This is a genomic window from Streptomyces kurssanovii (assembly GCF_040677245.1).
GTDB lineage: Bacteria > Actinomycetota > Actinomycetes > Streptomycetales > Streptomycetaceae > Streptomyces > Streptomyces kurssanovii.
Window position 1 is genome coordinate 31,820 of the sequence record NZ_JBFAQK010000044.1, and the last position, 21,505, is coordinate 53,324.

General features: G+C 71.5%; 21 protein-coding genes and 5 tRNA genes. 9 read left to right on the plus strand and 17 right to left on the minus strand.

Translation table 11 applies throughout. The features are described from left to right. Positions 1-125: 125 nt before the first annotated feature. Entirely contained in the window at positions 126-1,946 is a 1,821-nt protein-coding gene (locus AB0K36_RS25430; RefSeq protein WP_364598574.1) for an HSP90 family protein, read from the plus strand. Beyond that, positions 1,943-4,942, plus strand: a complete 3,000-nt coding sequence (locus AB0K36_RS25435; protein ID WP_364598577.1) for a tetratricopeptide repeat protein — start codon at positions 1,943-1,945, stop codon at positions 4,940-4,942. The genes AB0K36_RS25430 and AB0K36_RS25435 overlap by 4 nt, the downstream gene beginning before the upstream one ends. Positions 4,943-5,576: 634 nt before the next feature. On the opposite strand, the gene AB0K36_RS25440 is transcribed toward AB0K36_RS25435, so the two are convergent. Beyond that, positions 5,577-7,166 carry a DAK2 domain-containing protein gene (locus AB0K36_RS25440; protein ID WP_364598580.1) on the minus strand — a complete coding sequence of 530 codons (1,590 nt, stop codon included), beginning with the start codon at positions 7,164-7,166 and terminating at the stop codon, positions 5,577-5,579. A gap of 271 nt (positions 7,167-7,437) precedes the next feature. On the opposite strand from AB0K36_RS25440, the gene rpmB reads away from it, so the two are divergent. Continuing rightward, a complete protein-coding gene (rpmB, locus tag AB0K36_RS25445; protein WP_003957616.1) occupies positions 7,438-7,623 on the plus strand; it encodes a 50S ribosomal protein L28 in 186 nt (61 codons plus the stop codon). A gap of 163 nt (positions 7,624-7,786) precedes the next feature. Here the strand turns inward: rpmB and thiD are convergent, their stop codons facing one another. Together thiD and AB0K36_RS25455 are read right to left on the minus strand one after the other, a co-directional pair. Next, entirely contained in the window at positions 7,787-8,575 is a 789-nt protein-coding gene (gene thiD, locus AB0K36_RS25450) for a bifunctional hydroxymethylpyrimidine kinase/phosphomethylpyrimidine kinase (protein ID WP_364598583.1), read from the minus strand. A gap of 10 nt (positions 8,576-8,585) precedes the next feature. Beyond that, positions 8,586-9,557 (minus strand): thiamine-phosphate kinase, encoded by a 972-nt coding sequence (locus AB0K36_RS25455; protein WP_159686608.1) that lies wholly within the window; start codon positions 9,555-9,557, stop codon positions 8,586-8,588. A 239-nt stretch (positions 9,558-9,796) separates the two neighbouring features. Here AB0K36_RS25455 and AB0K36_RS25460 point away from each other — a divergent pair, with 239 nt between their 5' ends. Both AB0K36_RS25460 and AB0K36_RS25465 read left to right on the plus strand, forming a co-directional pair. Continuing rightward, a complete protein-coding gene (locus AB0K36_RS25460) occupies positions 9,797-10,030 on the plus strand; it encodes an Lrp/AsnC family transcriptional regulator (protein WP_159686611.1) in 234 nt (77 codons plus the stop codon). A 20-nt stretch (positions 10,031-10,050) separates the two neighbouring features. Next, complete coding sequence (locus AB0K36_RS25465; protein ID WP_364598587.1) at positions 10,051-10,521, plus strand: DUF3515 domain-containing protein; 471 nt, start codon at positions 10,051-10,053, stop codon at positions 10,519-10,521. 10 nt (positions 10,522-10,531) lie between these two features. Here AB0K36_RS25465 and AB0K36_RS25470 read toward each other — a convergent pair whose 3' ends face one another. The 3 genes from AB0K36_RS25470 to AB0K36_RS25480 are packed head-to-tail and all read right to left on the minus strand — an operon-like array spanning position 10,532 to position 13,483. Further along, positions 10,532-11,689, minus strand: a complete 1,158-nt coding sequence (locus tag AB0K36_RS25470) for a D-alanine--D-alanine ligase family protein (RefSeq protein ID WP_364598590.1) — start codon at positions 11,687-11,689, stop codon at positions 10,532-10,534. A gap of 34 nt (positions 11,690-11,723) precedes the next feature. Further along, complete coding sequence (locus AB0K36_RS25475; RefSeq protein WP_364598593.1) at positions 11,724-12,734, minus strand: NAD(P)H-dependent glycerol-3-phosphate dehydrogenase; 1,011 nt, start codon at positions 12,732-12,734, stop codon at positions 11,724-11,726. Continuing rightward, the gene (locus AB0K36_RS25480) at positions 12,731-13,483 is read right to left on the minus strand and encodes a lysophospholipid acyltransferase family protein (RefSeq protein WP_189473396.1); all 753 of its coding nucleotides are present in this window, start codon (positions 13,481-13,483) and stop codon (positions 12,731-12,733) included. Before AB0K36_RS25480 ends, AB0K36_RS25475 begins: the two co-directional genes overlap by 4 nt. 148 nt (positions 13,484-13,631) lie before the next feature. Here AB0K36_RS25480 and cofC point away from each other — a divergent pair, with 148 nt between their 5' ends. Then, a complete protein-coding gene (cofC, locus tag AB0K36_RS25485) occupies positions 13,632-14,348 on the plus strand; it encodes a 2-phospho-L-lactate guanylyltransferase (protein ID WP_364598596.1) in 717 nt (238 codons plus the stop codon). Positions 14,349-14,523: 175 nt separating this feature from the next. Then, positions 14,524-14,727 carry a hypothetical protein gene (locus AB0K36_RS25490; RefSeq protein ID WP_364598599.1) on the plus strand — a complete coding sequence of 68 codons (204 nt, stop codon included), beginning with the start codon at positions 14,524-14,526 and terminating at the stop codon, positions 14,725-14,727. Positions 14,728-14,863: 136 nt separating this feature from the next. Here the strand turns inward: AB0K36_RS25490 and AB0K36_RS25495 are convergent, their stop codons facing one another. The 4 genes from AB0K36_RS25495 to leuC all read right to left on the minus strand — a co-directional run bounded on the left by AB0K36_RS25495 (position 14,864) and on the right by leuC (position 18,013). Then, positions 14,864-15,514, minus strand: coding sequence for an HU family DNA-binding protein (locus tag AB0K36_RS25495; protein ID WP_189473399.1), 651 nt, complete (start codon positions 15,512-15,514; stop codon positions 14,864-14,866). 143 nt (positions 15,515-15,657) lie between these two features. Further along, the gene (locus tag AB0K36_RS25500) at positions 15,658-15,885 is read right to left on the minus strand and encodes an SCO5555 family protein (protein ID WP_189473400.1); all 228 of its coding nucleotides are present in this window, start codon (positions 15,883-15,885) and stop codon (positions 15,658-15,660) included. A 104-nt stretch (positions 15,886-15,989) separates the two neighbouring features. Then, positions 15,990-16,583 (minus strand): 3-isopropylmalate dehydratase small subunit, encoded by a 594-nt coding sequence (leuD, locus tag AB0K36_RS25505; protein WP_364598601.1) that lies wholly within the window; start codon positions 16,581-16,583, stop codon positions 15,990-15,992. Positions 16,584-16,588: 5 nt separating this feature from the next. Further along, positions 16,589-18,013 carry a 3-isopropylmalate dehydratase large subunit gene (leuC, locus tag AB0K36_RS25510; protein WP_189473402.1) on the minus strand — a complete coding sequence of 475 codons (1,425 nt, stop codon included), beginning with the start codon at positions 18,011-18,013 and terminating at the stop codon, positions 16,589-16,591. A 144-nt stretch (positions 18,014-18,157) separates the two neighbouring features. Between leuC and ndgR the strand changes: the two genes are divergently transcribed. Then, entirely contained in the window at positions 18,158-18,874 is a 717-nt protein-coding gene (ndgR, locus tag AB0K36_RS25515; RefSeq protein ID WP_005311436.1) for an IclR family transcriptional regulator NdgR, read from the plus strand. Positions 18,875-18,997: 123 nt separating this feature from the next. After that, the gene (locus AB0K36_RS25520; RefSeq protein ID WP_189473403.1) at positions 18,998-19,246 is read left to right on the plus strand and encodes an SCO4226 family nickel-binding protein; all 249 of its coding nucleotides are present in this window, start codon (positions 18,998-19,000) and stop codon (positions 19,244-19,246) included. Between the two features lie 187 nt (positions 19,247-19,433). On the opposite strand, the gene AB0K36_RS25525 is transcribed toward AB0K36_RS25520, so the two are convergent. The 7 genes from AB0K36_RS25525 to AB0K36_RS25555 all read right to left on the minus strand — a co-directional run bounded on the left by AB0K36_RS25525 (position 19,434) and on the right by AB0K36_RS25555 (position 21,483). Continuing rightward, positions 19,434-19,506, minus strand: a tRNA-Glu gene (locus tag AB0K36_RS25525). 17 nt (positions 19,507-19,523) lie between these two features. Continuing rightward, positions 19,524-19,595 (minus strand) — tRNA-Gln (locus AB0K36_RS25530). 16 nt (positions 19,596-19,611) lie between these two features. Next, a tRNA-Glu gene (locus tag AB0K36_RS25535) sits at positions 19,612-19,684 on the minus strand. 87 nt (positions 19,685-19,771) lie between these two features. Next, positions 19,772-19,844: transfer RNA gene (locus AB0K36_RS25540), tRNA-Glu, on the minus strand. 21 nt (positions 19,845-19,865) lie between these two features. Beyond that, positions 19,866-19,937: transfer RNA gene (locus AB0K36_RS25545), tRNA-Gln, on the minus strand. Between the two features lie 91 nt (positions 19,938-20,028). Then, on the minus strand, positions 20,029-20,751 hold the full coding sequence (locus AB0K36_RS25550) for an HAD family hydrolase (protein WP_364598605.1): 723 nt from the start codon (positions 20,749-20,751) through the stop codon (positions 20,029-20,031). Positions 20,752-20,796: 45 nt separating this feature from the next. After that, a complete protein-coding gene (locus AB0K36_RS25555) occupies positions 20,797-21,483 on the minus strand; it encodes a DUF4241 domain-containing protein (RefSeq protein WP_364598607.1) in 687 nt (228 codons plus the stop codon). Between the last annotated feature and the right edge of the window lie 22 nt (positions 21,484-21,505).

The window sequence follows — 21,505 nt, forward strand, 5'->3', positions numbered from 1 at the left end:
ATAACTCCTGGTCAACGCGGCGCCGCGAGCCCTACGATGGCCCCTCTTCCGCCCCTTTCGCGATCACCGCCGTACGGGATCGCCCGACCCGCGCCGTCGCCCGACCCCCCACCGGCGCAGCGACGATGACATCTGAGACGACACCGTCCGGCGGTACGACGACACCGCACACCTTCCAGGTCGATCTGCGCGGCCTGGTGGACCTTCTCTCCCACCATCTCTACTCCAGCCCGCGGGTCTATCTGCGCGAGCTCCTCCAGAACGCCGTGGACGCGATCACCGCCAGGCGTGCGGAGGACCCCGGGGCGCCCGCGCGGGTGCGGCTGTACGCCACCGGCGGCGGCCTGCGCGTCGAGGACTCGGGCATCGGCCTGACCGAGACGGACCTGCACAGCCTGCTCGCGACGATCGGCCGCAGTTCCAAGCGCGAGGGGCTGGAGTCCGCACGGGCCGGGTTCCTCGGCCAGTTCGGTATCGGGCTGCTCGCCTGCTTCGTCGTGGCCGCCGAGATACGGGTGGTGAGCCGCAGCGCCCGTACGCCAGGGGCGCCGCCCGTCGAGTGGTCGGCCCGCGACGACGGGTCGTACACGGTGCGGACCCTGCCCGACAGTGCCCGGCCGGAGCCCGGCACGACGGTGTACCTCGCTCCCCGGCCCGGTACCGCCGACTGGCTCACCGAGGAACGGGTGACCGCCCTGGCCCGGGACTTCGGGTCGCTGCTGCCGTACGACGTCCGGGTGGGCGACACCCCGGTGAGCGAGTTGCCGGCGCCCTGGGACCGCGCGTACCCGGGTCCGGCGGCGCGGCGGGTGGCTCTCGCGCGCCACTGCCACGACGTGTTCGGTTTCACCCCGCTCGACTCGGTGGACCTCACGCTGCCGGTCGCCGGTGTCCGCGGGGTCGCGTACGTGCTGCCGTCCGCGGTCAGCCCCGCGCAGCGTTCCGGGCACCGGGTGCATCTGAAGGGCATGCTGCTCACCGACCGGGCCGACGAACTCCTGCCGGACTGGGCCTTCTTCGTGCGGTGCGTCATCGACACCGACAGCCTGCGCCCGACGGCTTCGCGCGAGTCGCTGTACGCGGACGAGACGCTCGCCGCCGTACGCGAGGCGCTCGGCGACCGGATCCGGGAGTGGCTGACGGGGCTCGCCGCCGGGGACCCGGAGCGGCTGGCGCAGTTCCTGTCCGTCCACCACCTCGGCGTGAAGTCGCTGGCCCGGCACGACAGCGACATGCTGCGCACGATGCTGCCGTGGCTGCCGTTCGAGACGACGGACGGGCGGTTGTCGCTGGAGGAGTTCGCCCAGCGGCACCCGGTGGTGCATTTCGCCCGGACGGTCGAGGAGTACCGGCAGGTCGCCCCGATCGCCTCGGCGCAAGGAATCGGCCTGATCAACGGCGGCTACACCTACGACAGCGAACTGGTCGAGCGTCTGCCCGAGGTCCGGCCCGGCACGGTCGTCGCCGAACTCGACGCCGACACGGTCACCGCGCACCTCGACGCGGTCGACCCCGCCGAGGAGCTGGCCCTCGCCGGTTTCCTGGCCGCCGCGCGGACCAGGCTGGAGCCGCTGGGCTGCGACGTGGTGCTGCGTGCCTTCCACCCGCTGACCGTGCCGGCGCTCCATCTCGACGACCGGGCCGCACGGCACGAGCAGGCCCGCGCGGAGGAAGAGGCCCAGGCCGACGACCTGTGGGCCGGGATCCTCGGGTCGCTGCGCGGCAGCGCGCCCCGTGCGCGGCTCGTGCTCAACCACCTCAACCCGCTGATCCGCAGGATCGGTTCCCTGGACGGGGAACTGGCGGGGACGGCGACCGAAGCGCTGTACGGGCAGGCCCTGCTGATGGCCCAGCGACCGCTGCGGCCGGCCGACTCCGCGCTCCTCAACCGCGCGTTCATGGGCCTGCTGGAGTGGGCCACCCACGACCAGGAGAACGGACGATGAGCCTCGACACCCCCATGGACGCCGAAGCGCTGCGCCAGGCGCTGTGCGACAACGACCGTGAGCCGGAGGGGCCGGCGCGCAACGCCCGCGCGGAGCGGCTGTTCGCCCAGATCGAGCAGCTCGGCGACACGTCACTCGTCATCGACGGCCTCGACCATCTGATGCAGGTCTACAACTACAGCTCGGAGGCGGACAAGATGTTCGTCCCCTTCGCGCGGCTGCTGCGGATGTGGGACGACCGGCCCGAGGACTTCGGCCGGCGGCAGGTCCACTCCCTGTTCTGGATGTTCAAGTGGGTCTCCAGCGGCATGGTCGACCAGCCGCACATCCCGCTCGCCTCCATCGAGAAGTGGCAGGCGGAGATGGAGCACCGCTACCGGCTCGCGGGTCACTCGGAGCGCGCGGTGCGGCAGGGCGAGATGCGGATCGCCCGGCACGTCGGCGACCTGGAACGCGCCCAGCGGGCGTACGACGCCTGGCAGGCCGCCGACCGGGACGACAAGAGCGACTGCCATGCCTGCGAGTTGCGGACACAGGGCTCGTGGCAGGCCCAGTGCGGCGACGACGAGGGTGCGCTCGTCACCTGGCGGCCGGTGCTGGAGGGCGAGTTCACCTGCGCGCACGAGCCGCACGCCGTGCTCGCCGCCTCGCTGCTGCCCCTGCTGCGGCTGGGGCGCGCGGAGGAGGCCCGCGCCCATCATCTGCGCGGCTACCGGCTGGCGCGCTCCAAGGAGAGCATGCGCAGCGCCGTCGCCCGGCATGTCGAGTTCTGCGCGCTGACCGGCAACGAGGCGCGCGGCCTGGAGATCCTGGCCGAGCGTCCCTCGTACTTCACGGACACCGGAGAGCCGAGCAGTCTGCTCAGCTATCTGGAGGTCACCGCGCTGCTCACCGACCGGCTCATCGCGCTGGGACACGGCGGCACGAGCCTGACCGGCCCCGGCGGCCGGCCCTGGACCGTCCGTGAACTGGCCGTCCACGCGCGTACGGAGGCGCGCGCCATCGCCGCCAGGTTCGACGCGCGCAACGGCAACACGTACTTCAGCGAGCAGAGCGCGGAACGCATGGACCGGGCGCCGCTGCTGGACCGGCTGCCGCTCGGCGTCCGTTCGGTACGGCCGGTTCCCGCGCCGCGCGAGGCACCGGCCGCGGCGTCCGGCGCGGCGGGCGCCAATGCCGGTGCCGGTGCCGGTGCCGGTGAGGATCTGGCGGGCCTGCTGGCCGAGGCGCGCAGGCTCTCCGAGGCCCAGCATCCCCACGCGACGGACGCGTGGGCCGCCGTCGCCGAGGCGGCCGACCGGCAAGGCACCGAACTCGCCGTCCTCGAGCGGGCGGAGATCGACGAGCACCGCGGAATGGCACCCGCGACACCGCCGGCCGAGGCGATCGGGCTGTTCACCTCCGCGGCCGGGCTGTACGAGTCGGCCGGCGAGCCCGGTCGCGCGGCCTCCGCCCTGGCCCGTGCCGCCTACTGCGTCAGCCTCGACGGGCGGCCCGCCGAGGCGCTGGAGGCCGTGCAGGAGCCCTGCGACCGGGCGCTCGCCCTGCACGCGGAGGGCCGGTCCACCGCGCGGCAGACGGGCCGGGCGCTGCTCTGCCGGGTGCGGATACTCAACGACATGATCGGCGGCATGCAGGTCCAGGAAGCCGTGGAGGCGGCCGTCACATCCCTGGAAGAGGCGGTGCACGCGCTCCTCGGTTTCGCGGAGCCGGAGCAGGCGGAGCCCGGGGTCGGCGTCGTCGTCGGCGAGGCGCTCGGCTACCTCGGCAACGTCACCGCGTTCCGCGGCGACGCGCCCGGGGCGGCCGAGCTGTACACGCGCGCCGCCGACGCCTACGTCCGGGCGGGCCGGCCGTGGTTCGCCGTGGAGCCGGAGAGCCAACTGGCGGGCGTCAGCAGGCACCTCGGTGACCTGGAGACCGCCGAACGGGCCTCGCGGTCGGTACTGGAACACGCGGCCCCCTTCGCCGGTCCGGGCGGGCGGGCCCGCCTGCACCTCCAGCTCGTCGAGACGCTCGCCGACGCCGGCAAGCTCGACGAGGCGGCCGATCACGCGCTCGAAGCGGCGCACTGGGCCGACGAGGCGGGCGAAGGCGCCGGCAACGGCGCGTACGCACGGCACCGGCTCGGTGGGTTCCTGCTCCAACTGGGCCGGGCCGACGAGGCGGCGGCCGTGCTGGAGTCCGTACTGCCCGACCTGACCGAGCAGGACCACGGCGACGGCATGATCGTGCAGACCCTGTGGTGGCTGGGCGACTGCTGCACGGCCCTGGGCGAGCCACGGGAAGCCGCCGAGCACTGGCTGAAGGCGGCGGACATCGCACGCGGCTGGCCGGAACAACGGGACCACGCGATGCTCGCGAACCTGGCCGGGCAGGCCCTCTTCCGTGCGCAGCTGAACCCGCAGGCGGAACTGGCCTACCGGCGTGCGGGCGACCTGTGGCGGGACCTCGGCGACGTGCACGCGCTCGTGCGCACGCTGCGGGTCCGGGCGTGGATCGCCGTACGGGAGGGACAGGCGGGAATCGGCGCGGCGCGCGAGCTGATGACGGCGGCGGCGACGGAGTGCGAGTCGGCGCTCGCCGCGTCGGCGGACGCGGACGCGGACGCGGGGGTCCGTGCCGCGCTGCGTGCCGAACTGGCGGACACCTACCGCCAGACCGGCGACCTGATCGCGAGCTCCTGCGACGGCGAGCCCGGGGACGACGACACGGACGGCTCGGCACGGGCCGCGTACGAGGAGGCGGTCGCCCTCGTCGTGCGTGCGGTGTCGGTCTTCGAGGAGGCGGGCGAGGAGTACACCGACCTGCGCACGGGCGCGCAGCTCATGGCGTCCTGGCTGCACGCCTCGCTCGGTGACGCGCCGGCGGCGGTGGCGCTCGCGCGGGGGGTCCTGGCGACGTACGAGGGCTCCGGTGACGGCCCGGCCGACGAGACCGCGGAGTCGCGCTGCGCGGAGGCGCGGGCGGTGCTGACGGAGGTTGCCGGGGTGTGACGGTGGGTGGGGGCGTGGCCGCTGCGCGGGGCGTTTCCCCACCCCGCCCCTTCCCGAACCGGGGCAGGCCCCAGACCCCGTACGGCCCCGCGGGCGGCGCCCTCGAACTCCTCCTACGGCCTGGCGGCCGTGGGAGGCGGGCCCGGCGGCTGGGCATGCCGCTGCGCGGCACTCCAGCCCGCGCTCTGGCGGCGGAAGCTTTCGCTCCGCGACGTCAGCCACGCCGACAACTCACGCCCTGCCGGCGGCTCCGGCGTTGCCGGGCAACTCCAGCCCTGCTGGGGGCACCACCCACGGCCGCCAGGCCGTAGGGGGAGGAGCCCCCCGAACACCGCGGCGCGAAGCGCGGTACCCGGGCCAGGCGAAGCCCCCGAACACCGCAGCGCGAAGCGCGATACCCGGTCCGGGCGAAGCCCCCGAACACCGCGGCCCGAAGCGCGATACCGGGTCCAGGCGAAGCCCCCGAACACCGCGGCCCGAAGCGCGATACCGGGTCCAGGCGAAGCCCCCGAACACCGCAGCGCGAAGCGCGATACCCGGTCCAGGCGAAGCCCCGACGCGGCGGAGGCGCACATCGGTGCAGCGGGAACAGGCGGGGTGGGGAACAGGCCCCGCGCGGCGGACCGAACCCCCGCTACTCCACGCCGATCAGCAGCGGCGTCGACCTGTCCCCGCCGCCCTCGTACGTGACCGTGTCCACTGCCAAGTAGCCCTCGCGGACATGGGACTCCAGCCTGTCGGACAGGCCCTCCGGCGCAGCGGCGCCCAGGACGAGCGTGACCAGTTCGCCGCCGGAGGAGAGCATGCGGTCCAGCAGGGTCAGCGCCGTCGCGGTGAGGTCCTCGCCGATGACGGCGACGTCGCCGTCGATCAGGCCCAGGACGTCACCGGCCTGGCACACGCCCGCCGAGGTCCACGACCGGTGTTCCGCCACGGCCAGTTCGGCGTAGCGCGTCGCCCCGGCTGCGGCCGTCATCGCGACGACGTCCTCGTCGAAGCGGCGGTCCGGCGCGTGGACGGCGAGGGCCGCGATGCCCTGGACCGCGGAGCGGGTCGGGATCAGGGCGACGCGGACGCCGGCCGTGCGGGCCTGTTCCGCGGCCGCGGCGGCCGTGTGGCGCAGGGACGTGTCGTTCGGGAGGAGGACGACCTCGCGGGCGTGCGCCCGGCGGATCGCCTCGACGAGTTCGCCGCTGGCCGGCGGCTCCCCCGGCCGGGCCAGGACCGTGGTCGCACCGGCCTGGTGGTACAGGTCCGCCAGCCCTTCGCCCTGCACCACCGCGACGACCGCCCGCTGGGCCTGCTCCCGGGGGGCGGGACCGGCCGCGGTGTCGAAGTGCGTGATGCGGATCCGGTAGGGCCGCCCCGCCTCGACACCGGCCTCCACGGCCGCACCGGCGTCGTCCACGTGGACGTGGACGTTCCACAGGCCGTCGCCGCCGACGACGACGAGGGAGTCGCCGAGCCCGTCGAGGCGTGCCCGCAGCCGGGCGACGGACTCGTCGTCCGCCTCCAAGAGGTAGATCACTTCGAAGGCGGGGCCGCTGTCCGCGCACGGCTCGGCGCTCGGGTCCTGCCGGGCGGGGCGGGCATGAGCGGGCGAGGTGGCCGGCGGGGCCTCGCCGGAGACCGCCTGCACCAGTGCCCCGAGGACGGTCAGCAGTCCCTGTCCGCCGGCGTCCACGACGCCCGCGCGTTCCAGCACGGCGAGCTGGCCGGGTGTGGCGGCCAGCGCCGCCCGCGCGCCCGCGTAGGCGGCTCTCAGGGCGTCGGTGGGGGCGTTCTCCGCGGCGTCCGCCGCGGCCCTCGCGACGCTGAGGATCGTTCCTTCGACGGGGTGCGCCACCGCCTCACGCGCCAGTTCCGATGCCCGCCGCAGCGCCCCGGCCAGGTGATCTCCGTCACCGAGCCGTTCGGCCATGCCGCGCAGGAGCTGGGCGAGGATCGTGCCCGAGTTGCCGCGGGCGCCGATGAGGGCGCCGTGGGCCATGGCCCGGATCACGTCGGCGAGGGCCGGTGAGGTGTGCCCCGTCTCGTGGGCGGCGAACACGGCCTCCACGGCCTGGGCGGCGGACTCCACGGTCAGGTAGAGGTTCGTGCCGGTGTCCCCGTCGGCGACGGGGTAGACGTTGATGGCGTCGATGTCCTCGCGCTCCCGGCCCAGGGACTCCAGCGCCAGGGAGCACCAGTCGCGTACGGCCGAGGCGTCGAGACTCTGCGGCACCTGGTGATCCTCCTTGAGCGGCCGGGCAGATCCTGGTGGCCGGCGGGGCCTCGGGCTGCGGGTCGTCCCGCAGCGTAGACCCAGGCCGCCGCCGGTGAGCAGGGCGGGGGGCGGCGGCAGCATGCTAGTTTCGTCTCTCGGAAGCAGTGGATGTATGCTGCTCCAGTTGCCCGATGAGAGTCGGGCCATTCCCCCGGCAAGCCACTTCAGATCTACTGATTCCGGCGCGCCGGATTCACCGTAAGTGCATCTGAAGTCTTTGGAGTGACCCGTGGCTGCCAACTGCGACGTCTGCGGCAAGGGGCCGGGCTTCGGCAACAACATTTCGCACTCGCACCGCCGTACGTCCCGTCGCTGGAACCCGAACATCCAGCGTGTGCGTGCAGTGGTCGGTCGGACGCCGAAGCGGCTCAACGTCTGCACCTCGTGCATCAAGGCCGGCAAGGTCTCGCGCTAAGTGATGCTCCCCGCGTCAGCGGGGATGATCCCGCCGACGTCTCGTCGTAGCGCAGCCCTCCGGTTGCCTTGAAAAGCCGGTCCACCTCGGTGGACCGGCTTTTTGCCGTGCTCGGCGACCGGCCGGGACCTCGCGGGCGGGTTCACCGGGGGCGCCGGGCGCTTCAGCGGAAGCGCCAGCCGTGATCCACCGGACCGATGCCCGAGCCCAGCGCGAAGCCTGCCGCGATCGCCCCCGTGACGTACTCCTTGGCCGCGAGGACGGCCTCCGGGACGGTCTTCCCCTGTGCCAGACCCGAGGCCACCGCGGACGCGAGCGTGCAGCCCGTGCCGTGGGTGTGGCGGTTGTCGTGGCGGGGAGCGCGCAGCCAGTGCTCCTCGTCGCCGTCCGTGAGCAGGTCCACGGCGTCGCCGGCCAGATGACCGCCCTTGATCAGCGCCCAGCGGGGCCCGAATCCGAGTACGGCCTCGGCGGCCCGGCGCATGCCGGCCTCGTCGCGGACCTCGATGCCGGTCAGCTGAGCCACCTCGTCGAGGTTGGGCGTGGCCACGGTCGCGGCCGGCAGCAGCTTCGTCCGTACCGAATCGAGCGCGGAGGCCGCCAGCAGCGGGTCACCGTGCTTGGAGACGCCGACCGGGTCGACGACCACGGGCGCGTCCGTGCCGGCGAGCAGCTCCGCCACGGTCACGACCAGTTCGGCGGAGGACAGCATCCCGGTCTTCACGGCCTGTACGCCGATGTCGTCGACGACGCTCCGGTACTGGGCGCGCACCGCCTCGACGGGCAGCTCCCACGCGCCCTGGACGCCCAGCGAGTTCTGGGCGGTGATCGCGGTCAGCACGCTCATGCCGTGCACACCGAGGGCCAGCATGGTCTTGAGGTCGGCCTGGATGCCGGCACCGCCGCCGGAATCGGATCCGGCGACGGTGAGCACGCGAGGGGGTATGTCCATACCCGGAAATCTACTTGCCGTCCTCGATGCCCCCGAAGTGGTCCCAGCCACCCTTGCTGGTCCACGGCGCCCCGTCGACGGTCACCTGGGGCAGCGCGGACGGGTTGAGCACCTCGCCGATGACCTTCCAGCGGGCCGGCAGCTTCACGTCCGGCGGGAAGGTGGCGACGATCGCGTGGTCCTCTCCCCCGGTCAGCACCCACTGCAGCGGGTCGACGCCGACGGCCTGGCCGATGTCGCTCATCTGCGTGGGGATGTCGATCAGCCCAGACCGCAGATCGATCCTGACCTTGCTCGCCTCCGCGATGTGCCCGAGGTCGGCGACCAGTCCGTCGCTGATGTCGCACATCGCGGTGGCGCCGAGCCCGGCGGCCGCGGGACCCGCGTGGTACGGCGGCTCCGGTCTGCGGTGCGCCTCGACGAAGGCCCGCGGGGAGCGGAAACCGCGCGACAGGACGGCGTGCCCGGCCGCGGACCAGCCCAACCAGCCGGTGTAGGCGACGACATCGCCGGACTGCGCGCCCGCGCGGGTCACCGGTTCGTGGTTGCGCAGATCGCCCAGTGCCGTGATCGCGATGGTGATGGTCTCCCCGCGGACGACATCGCCGCCGACGACGGCCGCGCCTGCGACCTGGCACTCGTCGCGGATGCCGTCCATGAGCTCGGTGGCCCAGGTGACGGGAAGTTCGGCCGGGACGACGAGCCCGAGGAGCAGCGCGGTCGGCACGGCGCCCATCGCGGCGATGTCGGCCAGGTTCTGCGCGGCCGCCTTGCGTCCCACGTCGTACGCGGTGGACCAGTCGCGGCGGAAGTGCCGCCCTTCCAGCAGGATGTCCGTACTGGCCACGACCCGTCGGTCGGGTGCGGCCACGACCGCGGCGTCGTCGCCCGGTCCGAGCCGTACCGCGGGGGTGGTGGTGAGCTTGGCGGTGAGTTCCTTGATGAGACCGAACTCCCCCAACTCGCCCACAGTTCCCTTCACCGAGTCACCTCTCCTTGTCGTGGACGCCGCGCGTGATTGCTGCGGTCGCGAGCTGCCACTGCTGTCGGTACCGTCAAGAGATACGTCAACTTCTGTTCGCCGTACGCCACGCTGCGGGCGCCGTCCGCCGCGAGGGTCTCCCCGTGGCCCGCGACGACGCGATACCGTGGCGACCCCTCTCCCTGGGATCTCCCCACCGACGGTAGGGGACATGATCCTCGTGCCGCCCTGGAGGCTCCGTGGTACAGGCGTACATCCTCATTCAGACCGAGGTGGGCAAGGCGTCGACCGTCGCCGAGACCATCGGAAAGATTCCCGGTGTGATCCAGGCCGAGGATGTGACCGGCCCGTACGACGTGATCGTGCGCGCGCAGGCCGACACCGTCGACGACCTGGGTCGCATGGTGGTCGCCAAGGTCCAGCAAGTGGACGGCATCACCCGCACCCTGACCTGCCCGGTCGTGCACATCTAGCCCCCGTCTACCCTTGGCCGGTGACGTCTTTCGGCCGCCGGCCCCTGATCCTGTCCGCAGCCGCCGTGCTGGTGGCCGCCGCGGGCTGCTCCTCCACGGACGCGTCGGCGTCGATCACGGTTCCCAGCCCCCCGGCCGAGGAAGCGGCCCTGTGCCGTGCGCTGGACGGGGAGCTGCCGGACTCGGTCGACGGACACGACCGCGACGACCCCGAGCCGTCGTCCGAACTCACCGCCGGCTGGGGCGATGCCGCGATCGTACTGCGCTGCGGTGTGGCCCGGCCGGTGGGGATGAGCGATCCGCAGGGACAGGGCGTCGAGGTGGACGGCGTCAACTGGCTGCTGGAGGAGCGGGACGAGGGTCCCCGCTTCACCACCACGTACCGCGAGACGTACGTGGAGGTCACACTCGGCAGCCGGTACATGCACGACATCGGCCCGCTCACAGACCTGGCCGGGCCCGTCAAGAAGACGGTCCCGGCCACGCTTTGACCTGCGGGTCCTACCGAAGCCCCGTCGAGCGGGTCAGGGCGGCCTGGATCAGCCGGTCCACCAGCTCGGTGTAGGCGACGCCGCTCTCCTGCCACATCCGCGGGTACATGGAGATCGGGGTGAAGCCCGGCATGGTGTTGATCTCGTTGATGACGAACTCGCCGTCCTCCGTGAGGAAGAAGTCCGCCCGGACCAGACCCTCGCACGACGCCGCGTCGAACGCCGTGACCGCCAGCCGCTGCACCTCGGCGGTCTGCTCGTCGGTGAGCGGGGCGGGGACCAGACCGGCCGCCGAGTCGATGTACTTGGCCTCGAAGTCGTAGAAGTCGTGCGCCGTCACCGGCGGGATCTCGGCCGGGACGCTGGCGCGCGGTCCGTCCTCGAACTCGAGCACGCCGCACTCGATCTCACGGCCGCGCAGCAGGGACTCCACCAGGATCTTGGGGTCGTGGCGCTGCGCCTCCGCGATCGCGTCGTCCAGCCCCGCGAGTCCGTCGACCTTGGTGATGCCCATGGAGGAGCCGCCGCGGGCGGGCTTGATGAACAGCGGCCAGCCGTGCTCGCCCGCGAAGTCCACGATCTTCTTACGGGCGGCCGCCGGGTCGTTCGCCCACTCGCGCGGCCGGATCACCTCGTAGGGACCGACGGGCAGGCCGAAGGAGACGAAGACCCGCTTCATGTACTCCTTGTCCTGGCCGACGGCCGAGGCGAGCACGCCCGAGCCGACGTACGGGACGCCGGAGAGCTCGAGCAGGCCCTGGAGGGTGCCGTCCTCGCCGTACGGGCCGTGCAGCATCGGGAAGACGACGTCGACCTCACCGAGCGCCTTGGGCACGGAGCCGGGCTCGCTGTAGACGACCTCACGGCTGCCGGGGTCGACGGAGAGCACCACGCCGCCCTCGTCGGACTCGGCGAGCTCCTCGACGTTCGGCGTCCTGCGGTCGGTGATCGCCATCCGGTCCGGCTCGTCGGCCGTGAGCGCCCACCGGCCGTCGGCGGTGATGCCGATCGGCAGGACGTCGTACTTGGTGCGGTCGATGGCCCGCAGCACCGCGCCCGCGGTGACCACGGAGATCCCGTGTTCGGAGCTGCGGCCGCCGAAGACGACGGCTACGCGCGGCTTGCGGAGCTGCTGCTCGGGGCTCTGGGGGAGGTTCTCGGTGCTCATATCGCGATGAGACTACCCGCTGGTTCGAACGACGTCAGCGTCGCTCGGGCTTGGCGGCGCGGGACATCAACTCCTTGAGAGCAACGACCGGCGGCTTCCCCTCGTGGACGATGCCGACGACCGTTTCCGTGATCGGCATGTCCACTCCGTGCCGGCGGGCCAGGTCCAGCACCGACTCGCAGGACTTGACGCCCTCCGCCGTCTGCTTGGTCACCGCGATGGTCTCCTGGAGCGTCATACCGCGGCCCAGGTTGGTGCCGAAGGTGTGGTTGCGGGACAGCGGCGACGAGCAGGTCGCCACCAGGTCGCCGAGACCCGCGAGCCCGGAGAACGTCAGCGGGTCGGCGCCCATGGCGAGGCCCAGCCGTGTGGTCTCCGCGAGGCCGCGGGTGATCAGGGAGCCCTTGGCGTTGTCGCCGAGCCCCATGCCGTCGGCGATGCCGACGGCGAGGCCGATGACGTTCTTGACCGCGCCGCCCAGTTCACAGCCCACCACGTCGGTGTTGGTGTACGGGCGGAAGTAGGGGGTGTGGCAGGCGGCCTGGAGACGTTGCGCGACGGCCTCGTCACGGCAGGCGACCACTGCGGCGGCGGGCCGGCGCTGGGCGATCTCCTTGGCGAGGTTGGGACCGGTGACCACGGCGACGCGGTCGGCCGGCACGTGCGCGACCTCCTCGACGACCTCGCTCATCCGCTTGGCCGTGCCCAGTTCGACGCCCTTCATCAGGGAGACGAGCACGGTGCCGGCGGGCAGTTTCGGCGCCCAGGCGGCGAGATTGCCGCGCAGGGTCTGCGACGGGACGGCGAGGACGGTGAAGTCGGCCTCGTGCAGCGCCTCCGCCGGGTCCGTGGTGGCCCGCAGTTTCTCCGGGAGCTCGATCCCGGGCAGGTAGTCGGGATTGGTGCGGGTGGTGTTGACGGCGTCGACGAGGTTCGCGCGGCGTCCCCACAGGGTCACCTCGCAGCCGGCGTCCGCCAGCACCATGCCGAACGCCGTGCCCCACGAGCCCGTTCCGAAGACGGCGGCCTTGACCGGCTTTGTCACTTCGCTTCCTCCCCGGCGGCCTTGCGGCGCTGCTCCGCGCGGACTTCGCGCAGATCGAACGGCTTCTCCGGCGCCTTCTCGCCGCGCAGCTCCTCGAGCTGCTCGGTGACCGCGGCCATGATGACCTCGGTCGCGGCCTTCAGGACTTCCGGTGTGGGATCCAGGTCGTAGAAGCGCGAGAGGTCGACCGGCGGACCGGCCTGCACCTGGAGCGTCTTGCGCGGGAAGAGCCGGACCTTGTTCTCCTTGGCGTAGGGCGGCATCGCCAAGTTGGCGCCCCACTGGGCGACCGGGATGACCGGCGCCTTCGTCTGCAGGGCGGCCCGCGCCACGCCCGTCTTGGCGGTCATCGGCCACATGCCGGGGTCGCGGGTGAGCGTGCCCTCCGGATAGAAGGCGACGCACTCGCCGCGCTCGACCGCGTCGACGGCGGCACGGAAGGCGCCGACGGCGTTGGAGGACTCGCGGTAGACGGGGATCTGCCGGGTGCCCCGCAGCAGGACCCCGACGACGGGCGTCTTGAACAACGCGGCCTTGGCCAGGAACCGCGGGACCCGTCCGGTGTTGTACTGGAAGTGCCCGTACGAGAACATGTCGAGGTACGAGTTGTGGTTGATGGCAGTGATGAATCCGCCCTCGACCGGAATGTGTTCCGTTCCCCGCCAGTCCCGCTTGAACAGAAGCAACAGCGGCGGCTTTGCGATGACCGCGGCCAGGCGGTACCAGAAGCCGATTCTACGGCGGGACACTCGGACACCTTCCTCTTACGACCGGGCTATTGCCTGGCTGCTGGGGGTCAAGTGTCGCCCCAGGCCTCTGGTCTGTCGAGAACACGGTACGCCCCGCCCATGCCCCCTCCCCTCGGGGCCTTCTGAGATCCGGGCGACAATGGGCCCGATGCGCATGGACCAAGAGTTCGCCACGGACACGGAGCCGGTCCCCGTACCTGCCCGCCTCTGGTCCCTTGTCGTACCCCTGAAGCCGCTGGCCCTGGCCAAGAGCCGGCTGGCGGGAGCGGCGGACGACAAGGTGCGGCCCCGTCTCGCCCTCGCGTTCGCCCAGGACACCGTGGCGGCCGCGCTGGCCTGCCCCGCTGTACGGGATGTGGCGGTCGTCACGGACGATCCGACCGCCGCCGCCGGGCTCTCGGCGCTGGGGGCGAGGATCGTGCCGGACTCCCCGGCGGCGGGCCTCAACGCGGCGCTGGCGCACGGCGCGGAAACGGTGCGTGCCGGGCGCCCCTCCGCGGCGGTCGCCGCGCTCAACGCCGACCTGCCCGCATTGCGTACCGCCGAATTGGCGAGGGCGCTGGCGGCGGCTTCGGTATTTACCCGGGCATTTCTGACGGATGCGGCCGGAATCGGCACGACTTTGCTCTGCGCCCGGCCGGGCGCGGAATTGCGTCCCGCATTCGGCGGTCCTTCACGCCTTGCGCATTTGGCTTCCGGTGCCATGGAAATCATGTCCGGCGGTCTCGATTCCGTGCGCCAGGACGTGGACACGGGCGAGGACCTGGCGGCCGCGCTCGCGCTGGGCGTGGGCCGGTACACCGCGGCCCGCCTCGCGGCCGGCGCTCCCGCCGTACCGAGGAAGCACGCCGGTCAGGGGCACTAGTGCCGCTACCGGCAGTGGTCGCCCGTCAAGAGCGTCATCGAAGTGCGTGTGATCACAAGGCGGCCGGAAGCCCTGGCAGCGGAGCTGCCAGGGCTTTTGGCCGACGTGGCGAGCGTGCGCACTGGACGATCGCGACAGGGCGAAGCTTGCCGGGAGGGGCACTAGGCTGGCGGCCATGCAGGCGACCTCGTACACCTACGACCCCGAGACCCGCAGCGGCAGCGTGCTGCTGGACGACGGCACCCCCGTGGACTTCGACGCGGCGGCCTTCGACGCGGGCGGCCTGCGGCTGCTGCGGCCGGGGCAGCGGGTGCGGATCGAGACCGAGGGTGAGGGCCCGAGCCGCCGCGTCACGCTGGTGACGCTGTACACGTTCTGACAGGCGCCGCCTGATCGTCCCGAGGGAACGCCGCGGGACCGCACGCCGCGGGCCGGTCTCCCAGAGGGAGACCGGCCCGGCGCGTGAGTGGCTGTGCGGCACTCGGCCGCTTGTTCCTGGTGTCGCGCCCCCGGCGCTACTTGTTCCTCGAGGTCGTCTTCTTGGCGGTGGTCTTGCGCGCCGTGGTCTTCTTGGCCGGCGCCTTCTTGGCCGTGGCCTTCTTGGCCGGGGCGGTCTTCTTCGCCGTGGCCTTCTTGGCGGTGGTCTTCGCCGGGGTCGCCTTCTTCGCGGCGGCCGTGGTCTTCTTGGCGGTGGTCTTCGCCGTCGACTTCTTCGCTGCCGCGGTGGTCTTCTTCGCGGCGGTCTTCTTGGCGCCCGTGGTCGTCTTCTTCGCCGCGGTCCGCTTCGCGGCGGCCTTCTTGGCCGCGGACTTGGAGATGGTGGGCGGCGGGCCGGAGAGGCTGCCCTTGGGGGCCTTCTTGACCGCGACCTCGCCTCCCTTGGGGAGCTTCTTCGAGCCGCTGACCAGGTCCTTGAAGCCCTGCCCTGCGCGGAAGCGCGGCACGGACGTCTTCTTGACCCGGACACGCTCGCCGGTCTGCGGGTTGCGAGCGTAGCGAGCGGGGCGGTCGACCTTCTCGAACGAGCCGAAGCCGGTGACCGAGACCCGGTCTCCGGCGACCGTTGCGCGGACGATCGCGTCAAGCACCGCGTCGACGGCGTCAGCGGCCTGCTGACGCCCGCCGAGCTTGTCGGCAATCGCTTCTACGAGCTGCGCCTTGTTCACGTCTTCCCCTTCGGAGACATTTGGCCGGAACGATCGCGTCCTGGCTTTTTCGCACGTTAGGCAGATATATACCGCAAATCAAACACGAAACGGGCTAATCACCCTAGTGCCGCAACGAAGTCGACCTCGGCGGAGTTCTGAGGTCAGCCGCCTTCGGGGAATCGACCCTCTTCCAGGTCCTTCAGCAACCGGTCCAGACGCGTTGCCGCGCCGGGGAGATCGTGCTTCGCCGCCGCCGTGATGACCAGCAGCTTCCGGGACAGCGCCATCCTTACGCCCTCCGGGACTTGCAGTTCGCGCACCGTTGTGTGCGCTTCCTTCAACCGGGCCGCGACTGCCTCGTAAAGCTCGAGTTGGCTGTCGCGTTCCATGCACCGATTGTGCCATCTGGGGCGAGTTGTCGCCCCATGGGGCCTCAACATACGACTGCGCCCCCCGCCTTCAGGCGAGGGGCGCAGATCGGGAAAACCGCTGCTCAGGCGTCAATCGTCCGGGGCTTGAAGGCCGGCCGGCCCGCCTCGTACGCCGCGATGTCCGCTTCGTTCTGAAGGGTGAGGCTGATGTCGTCGAGCCCGTTCAGCAGTCGCCAGCGGGCGTTCTCGTCGAGCTCGAAGTCCGCGGTGATTCCGGGCGCGAGGACCTGTCGCTTCTCGAGGTCGACGGTGATCTCGGCCGTCGGGTCGGCCTCCGTCAGCTCCCACAGCGCGTCCACGACGGACTGCGCGAGGACCACGGTCAGCAGGCCGTTCTTCAGGGAGTTGCCGCGGAAGATGTCGGCGAAGCGGGAGGAGATGACGGCCTTGAAGCCGTAGTTCTGCAGGGCCCAGACGGCGTGCTCGCGCGACGATCCGGTGCCGAAGTCGGGTCCGGCGACGAGAACCGAGGCGCCGTTGCGCTCGGGGCGGTTGAGGACGAACTCGGGGTCCTTGCGCCAGGCCTCGAACAGGCCGTCCTCGAAGCCGTCGCGGGTGACCTTCTTCAGCCAGTGGGCCGGGATGATCTGGTCGGTGTCGACGTTGCTGCGGCGCAGCGGGACGGCCCGGCCGGTGTGCGTGGTGAAAGCTTCCATGGTGTTCAGACTCCGGCGGGCGCAGGGGTTTCGGACAGGTCGGCGGGCGAGGCGAGGTGGCCCAGGACCGCGGTGGCGGCGGCGACCTGCGGGGAGACCAGGTGCGTGCGGCCGCCCTTGCCCTGCCTGCCCTCGAAGTTGCGGTTGGAGGTGGAGGCGGAGCGCTCGCCGGGCGCGAGTTGGTCCGGGTTCATGCCGAGGCACATGGAGCAGCCGGCGTGCCGCCATTCGGCTCCGGCCTCCTTGAAGACCTTGTCCAGACCCTCTTCCACGGCCTGCAGGGCGACGCGGACCGAGCCGGGGACGACCAGCATCCGTACGCCGTCCGCGACTTTGCGGCCGTCCAGGATCGCGGCGGCGTTGCGCAGGTCCTCGATGCGTCCGTTGGTGCATGAGCCTACGAAGACGGTGTCGACGTTGATGTCGCGCAGCGGCTGTCCGGCGGTCAACCCCATGTATTCCAGGGCCTTTTCCGCGGCCAGGCGCTCCGACGCGTCCTCGTACGAAGCAGGGTCGGGGACGTTGGCCGACAGCGGCGCGCCCTGGCCGGGGTTGGTGCCCCAGGTGACGAACGGGGCGAGTTCCGCGGCGTCGATGAAGACCTCGGCGTCGAACACGGCGTCGTCGTCGGTGCGCAGCGTCTTCCAGTACTCGACCGCCGCGTCCCAGTCGGCTCCCTGGGGCGCGTGGTCGCGGCCCTGGAGGTAGTCGAAGGTGGTGCGGTCGGGGGCGATCATGCCCGCGCGGGCGCCGGCCTCGATCGACATGTTGCAGATGGTCATCCGGGCTTCCATCGACAGCTTCTCGATGGCGGAGCCGCGGTATTCGAGGACGTAGCCCTGGCCGCCGCCGGTGCCGATCCTCGCGATGATGGCGAGGATCAGGTCCTTGGCGGTGACGCCGTCGGGCAGCTCGCCCTCGACGGTGATGGCCATGGTCTTGGGGCGGGCCATGGGCAGCGTCTGGGTGGCCAGCACGTGCTCGACCTGGGAGGTGCCGATACCGAAGGCCAGCGCGCCGAACGCGCCGTGCGTGGAGGTGTGCGAGTCGCCGCAGACCACAGTGGTGCCGGGCTGGGTCAGACCCAGCTGAGGGCCGACGACGTGCACGACGCCCTGCTCGACATCGCCCAGCGGGTGCAGCCGGACACCGAACTCCGCGCAGTTCTTGCGCAGGGTCTCCAGCTGGACGCGGGAGACCGGGTCGGCGATCGGCTTGTCGATGTCGATGGTCGGGGTGTTGTGGTCCTCGGTCGCGATGGTGAGGTCGAGGCGGCGCACCTGCCGGCCGTTCTTCCGCAGACCGTCGAAGGCCTGGGGGCTGGTCACCTCGTGCAGCAGATGCAGATCGATGAAGAGGAGGTCGGGCTCGCCCTCGGCGCGCCGGACGACATGGTCGTCCCAGACCTTCTCCGCGAGTGTCCTACCCATCGCTTTCCCTCCGGCCGGCTGTGCCGCCGACGCATCTAGAGATCTTGTGCAGTGCCCGTTGGTCCGCGGGCCGCCACTACAGCGTGGCAAGTTCCGGAGAAAATTGAACTTGCGTTTCACAGAGTGAGACGCGAGTATCGTTGCATGGACAACTCTAGCGGCGTCGGCGTCCTCGACAAGGCGGCCCTTGTCTTGAGCGCCCTGGAGTCCGGTCCGGCCACCCTCGCGGGGCTGGTCGCGGCCACGGGACTCGCACGACCTACAGCACATCGCCTCGCAGTGGCTCTGGAGCACCACCGTATGGTGGCGCGCGACATGCAAGGCCGTTTCATCCTCGGCCCGCGGCTGGCGGAGCTCGCCGCCGCGGCGGGCGAGGACCGGCTGCTGGCCACGGCCGGGCCGGTGCTCACGCATCTGCGCGACGTGACCGGCGAGAGCGCGCAGCTCTACCGCCGGCAGGGAGACATGCGGATCTGCGTCGCGGCGGCCGAGCGGCTGTCCGGACTGCGGGACACCGTGCCCGTCGGCTCCACGCTCACGATGAAGGCCGGCTCCTCCGCCCAGATCCTGATGGCCTGGGAGGAGCCGGAGCGCCTGCACCGCGGACTCCAGGGAGCGCGCTTCACGGCGACCGCCCTGTCCGGCGTACGGCGCCGTGGCTGGGCACAGTCGATCGGCGAGCGCGAGCCGGGCGTGGCGTCCGTGTCCGCGCCCGTGCGGGGCCCCTCCAACCGCGTGGTGGCCGCCGTCTCGGTCTCCGGACCGATCGAGCGCCTGACCCGCCACCCGGGCCGTATGCACGCCCAGGCGGTCATCGACGCCGCTGCCCGCCTGAGCGAGGCGCTGCGCCGCAACGGCTGATCCCACTTCCGTACGTCCACGTCCGGCCGGCCCCTTCAACGCCGCAGGGGCCGGCCGGAGGTGTTTCCGGGCCCGTGCAGGTGCAGCATGGAAGTACCTGCGAGCGACGGAGGTGCTGGAGCGATGACCGAGTACATGGACGTACACCGCGGGATGAAGGGCATCACGAGTGATCAGCTGATGGAGGCGCACCGCGCGGACCTCGCGATCGAGGGCGAGGAAGGCGTGCACTTCAAGAACGCGTGGGCGGACCCGGAGACAGGCACCGTGTACTGCCTGTCCGAAGGCCCCTCCGCGGACGCCGTGCAGCGTGTCCACGAGCGGACGGGCCACCCCGCGGACGAGATCCACCCGGTGCCTCTCACTGTGTGAAGCCGGTCCCCCGAGGCTCCCACCACCCCAGGGCGGCGGGAGCCTCTTGCTGTGCCCTCGCGCCGAACTCGTCCCGGACGCACGGGAGATGGAGCGGGTCCGGGACATCCGCAACGTCACCGGAAGAGGCCTTACCGGGAACGCCGAAGGGGCCTTCCGACTGCTCGGAAGGCCCCTTCGGACTCTGTACCCCCGACCGGATTCGAACCGGCGCTACCGCCTTGAGAGGGCGGCGTGCTAGGCCGCTACACAACGGGGGCCTGCATCCTGCGACGCGCTGGGCTACCAGGACTCGAACCTAGACTAAATGAACCAGAATCACTCGTGCTGCCAATTACACCATAGCCCATGGTGGTTTAGACCAGTACCCCCGACCGGATTCGAACCGGCGCTACCGCCTTGAGAGGGCGGCGTGCTAGGCCGCTACACAACGGGGGCCCTAGCGATCCTCACCCGGCCGCAGCCGGATGTGGTCACCGCGTGACACACCGGGTGCGACCCAGATGATCATGCGGGAAGGATCTGTACCCCCGACCGGATTCGAACCGGCGCTACTGCCTTGAGAGGGCAGCGTGCTAGGCCGCTACACAACGGGGGCTTTGCAGATAAGCTCTGCGAGCTGGCCTACCAGGACTCGAACCTAGACTAACTGAACCAGAATCAGTCGTGCTGCCAATTACACCATAGGCCACCAAAACTCAACCCCCGGCTTGGGGGTTTTGTTCGGTCTACGCTTCCGGCTCCCGGGCTTTCGGCCCGCTCTCCTTGGCGCAGGAAGAACATTACCCGAAGGTGGACGGCGCTCCAAAACGGGTATCGGCGCGGAGCAGGCCCGGAAGCTCGTCGAGACCGGTGATCCTCGTCAGTTCGGGACGCCCGCCGAGCCCCGCTCGATCGAGCCAGATCCCGGTGAGTCCGGCCTCGACGGCGCCCCGCGCGTCGATGTCCGGCTGGTCCCCCACGTACGCGACCTCGTGCGGAGCCAGTTCCATGGCCTCACAGGCGGCCAGGAAGGCCCCTGCCTCCGGCTTGGAGAGCCCGATCTCCACCGCGCACACCACGGCCTCGAAACGGTCCCGCACGCCGAGCATGCGCAGCTTGCGGTCCTGGTTGTGGATGCTCGAATTCGACAGGATCCCGTGACGATAGTCATGGGCGAGCAGGTCCAGAACGGGCACCGCGTCGGGAAAGAGGGACCACGCCGCCTCGTAGTGCCTGACATGGCGGCCGAACCAGGCGTCCGCCTCCGCGTCGGTCATGTCCCAGGCGGCGAGGAACGTACGCACCCGGTCGCGGCGCTGCCCCTGGAAGTCGGTCTCGCCGGCGGCGAACCGGGCCCACTGGACGTCGGTGATCGCCCGCCATGCGACAAGGGCCTGCTCGAGGCTCTCGTATCCCTCGGGCAGGCCCTCGTGCGCCAGGTGCTTGCTCATGCCGACGCGGTCGGCGCTCGCGTAGTCGAAGATCGTGTCGTCGATGTCCCAGAGCACGGCTCGGATCGGCATGGGGCCGAGATTACGCGTCGGGGCCGGGCTCCGGTACGGCGCGCGTCATCCCGCGGCGCGCTCGTCCTCCGACGGGACGACGAAGAAGTCGGTGACGAAACAGGTGACATCGCCGTCCGCGTCCCGGCCGACCCAGGTCGGGTACGCGCCGTCGCCCCAGCCGGACGTGAAGGCGATCAGGTTGTGGCCGGTGCCGGGGGCGGTGATCGTGTGCGGGCCGAGGCCGGCGTCGTCACCGGCGTCGAAGGCGTCCCAGAGCGGGCCCTTGTCGCCGACGCAGTCGGGGAAGGACTCGTCGCAGGCGGCGTCGTAGAAGCAGCCGGTACCGGCGTCGACGCCGTAGGCGAAGAACTCGTCGTCGGCGAGCGAGGCGGGGTCCTGGCCGGCCTGGTAGGCGATCTCCCAGGCGACGGGAGCGGCGTCCTTGATCAGCAGGCGGGCGGCGGCGATCCGCAGGTGCGGCGACTCGTCGTCGGCCCTCTCCTCCTCGAACTCGGTGATCGTGGCGACGGCGCACTCCACGCGGTAGCGGCCGGGCGGGACCTCCGCGGTGAACGGTTCCGACTCGCCGGTGCCGAGCGAGACGAAGGGATCGCAGGCCACGACCCTGCCCGTGGGGAGCCACAGCTCGCCGGCCGGGATCACGGACATCGTGCCGGCCTGTCCGCCCTCCTCCTCGAACCGGTTGCCCGGTGTGAAGTGCCAGGAGAAGTCGGGGGCGGGCATGGGCATGGGGTCCTCCGGCGGGCGGTGA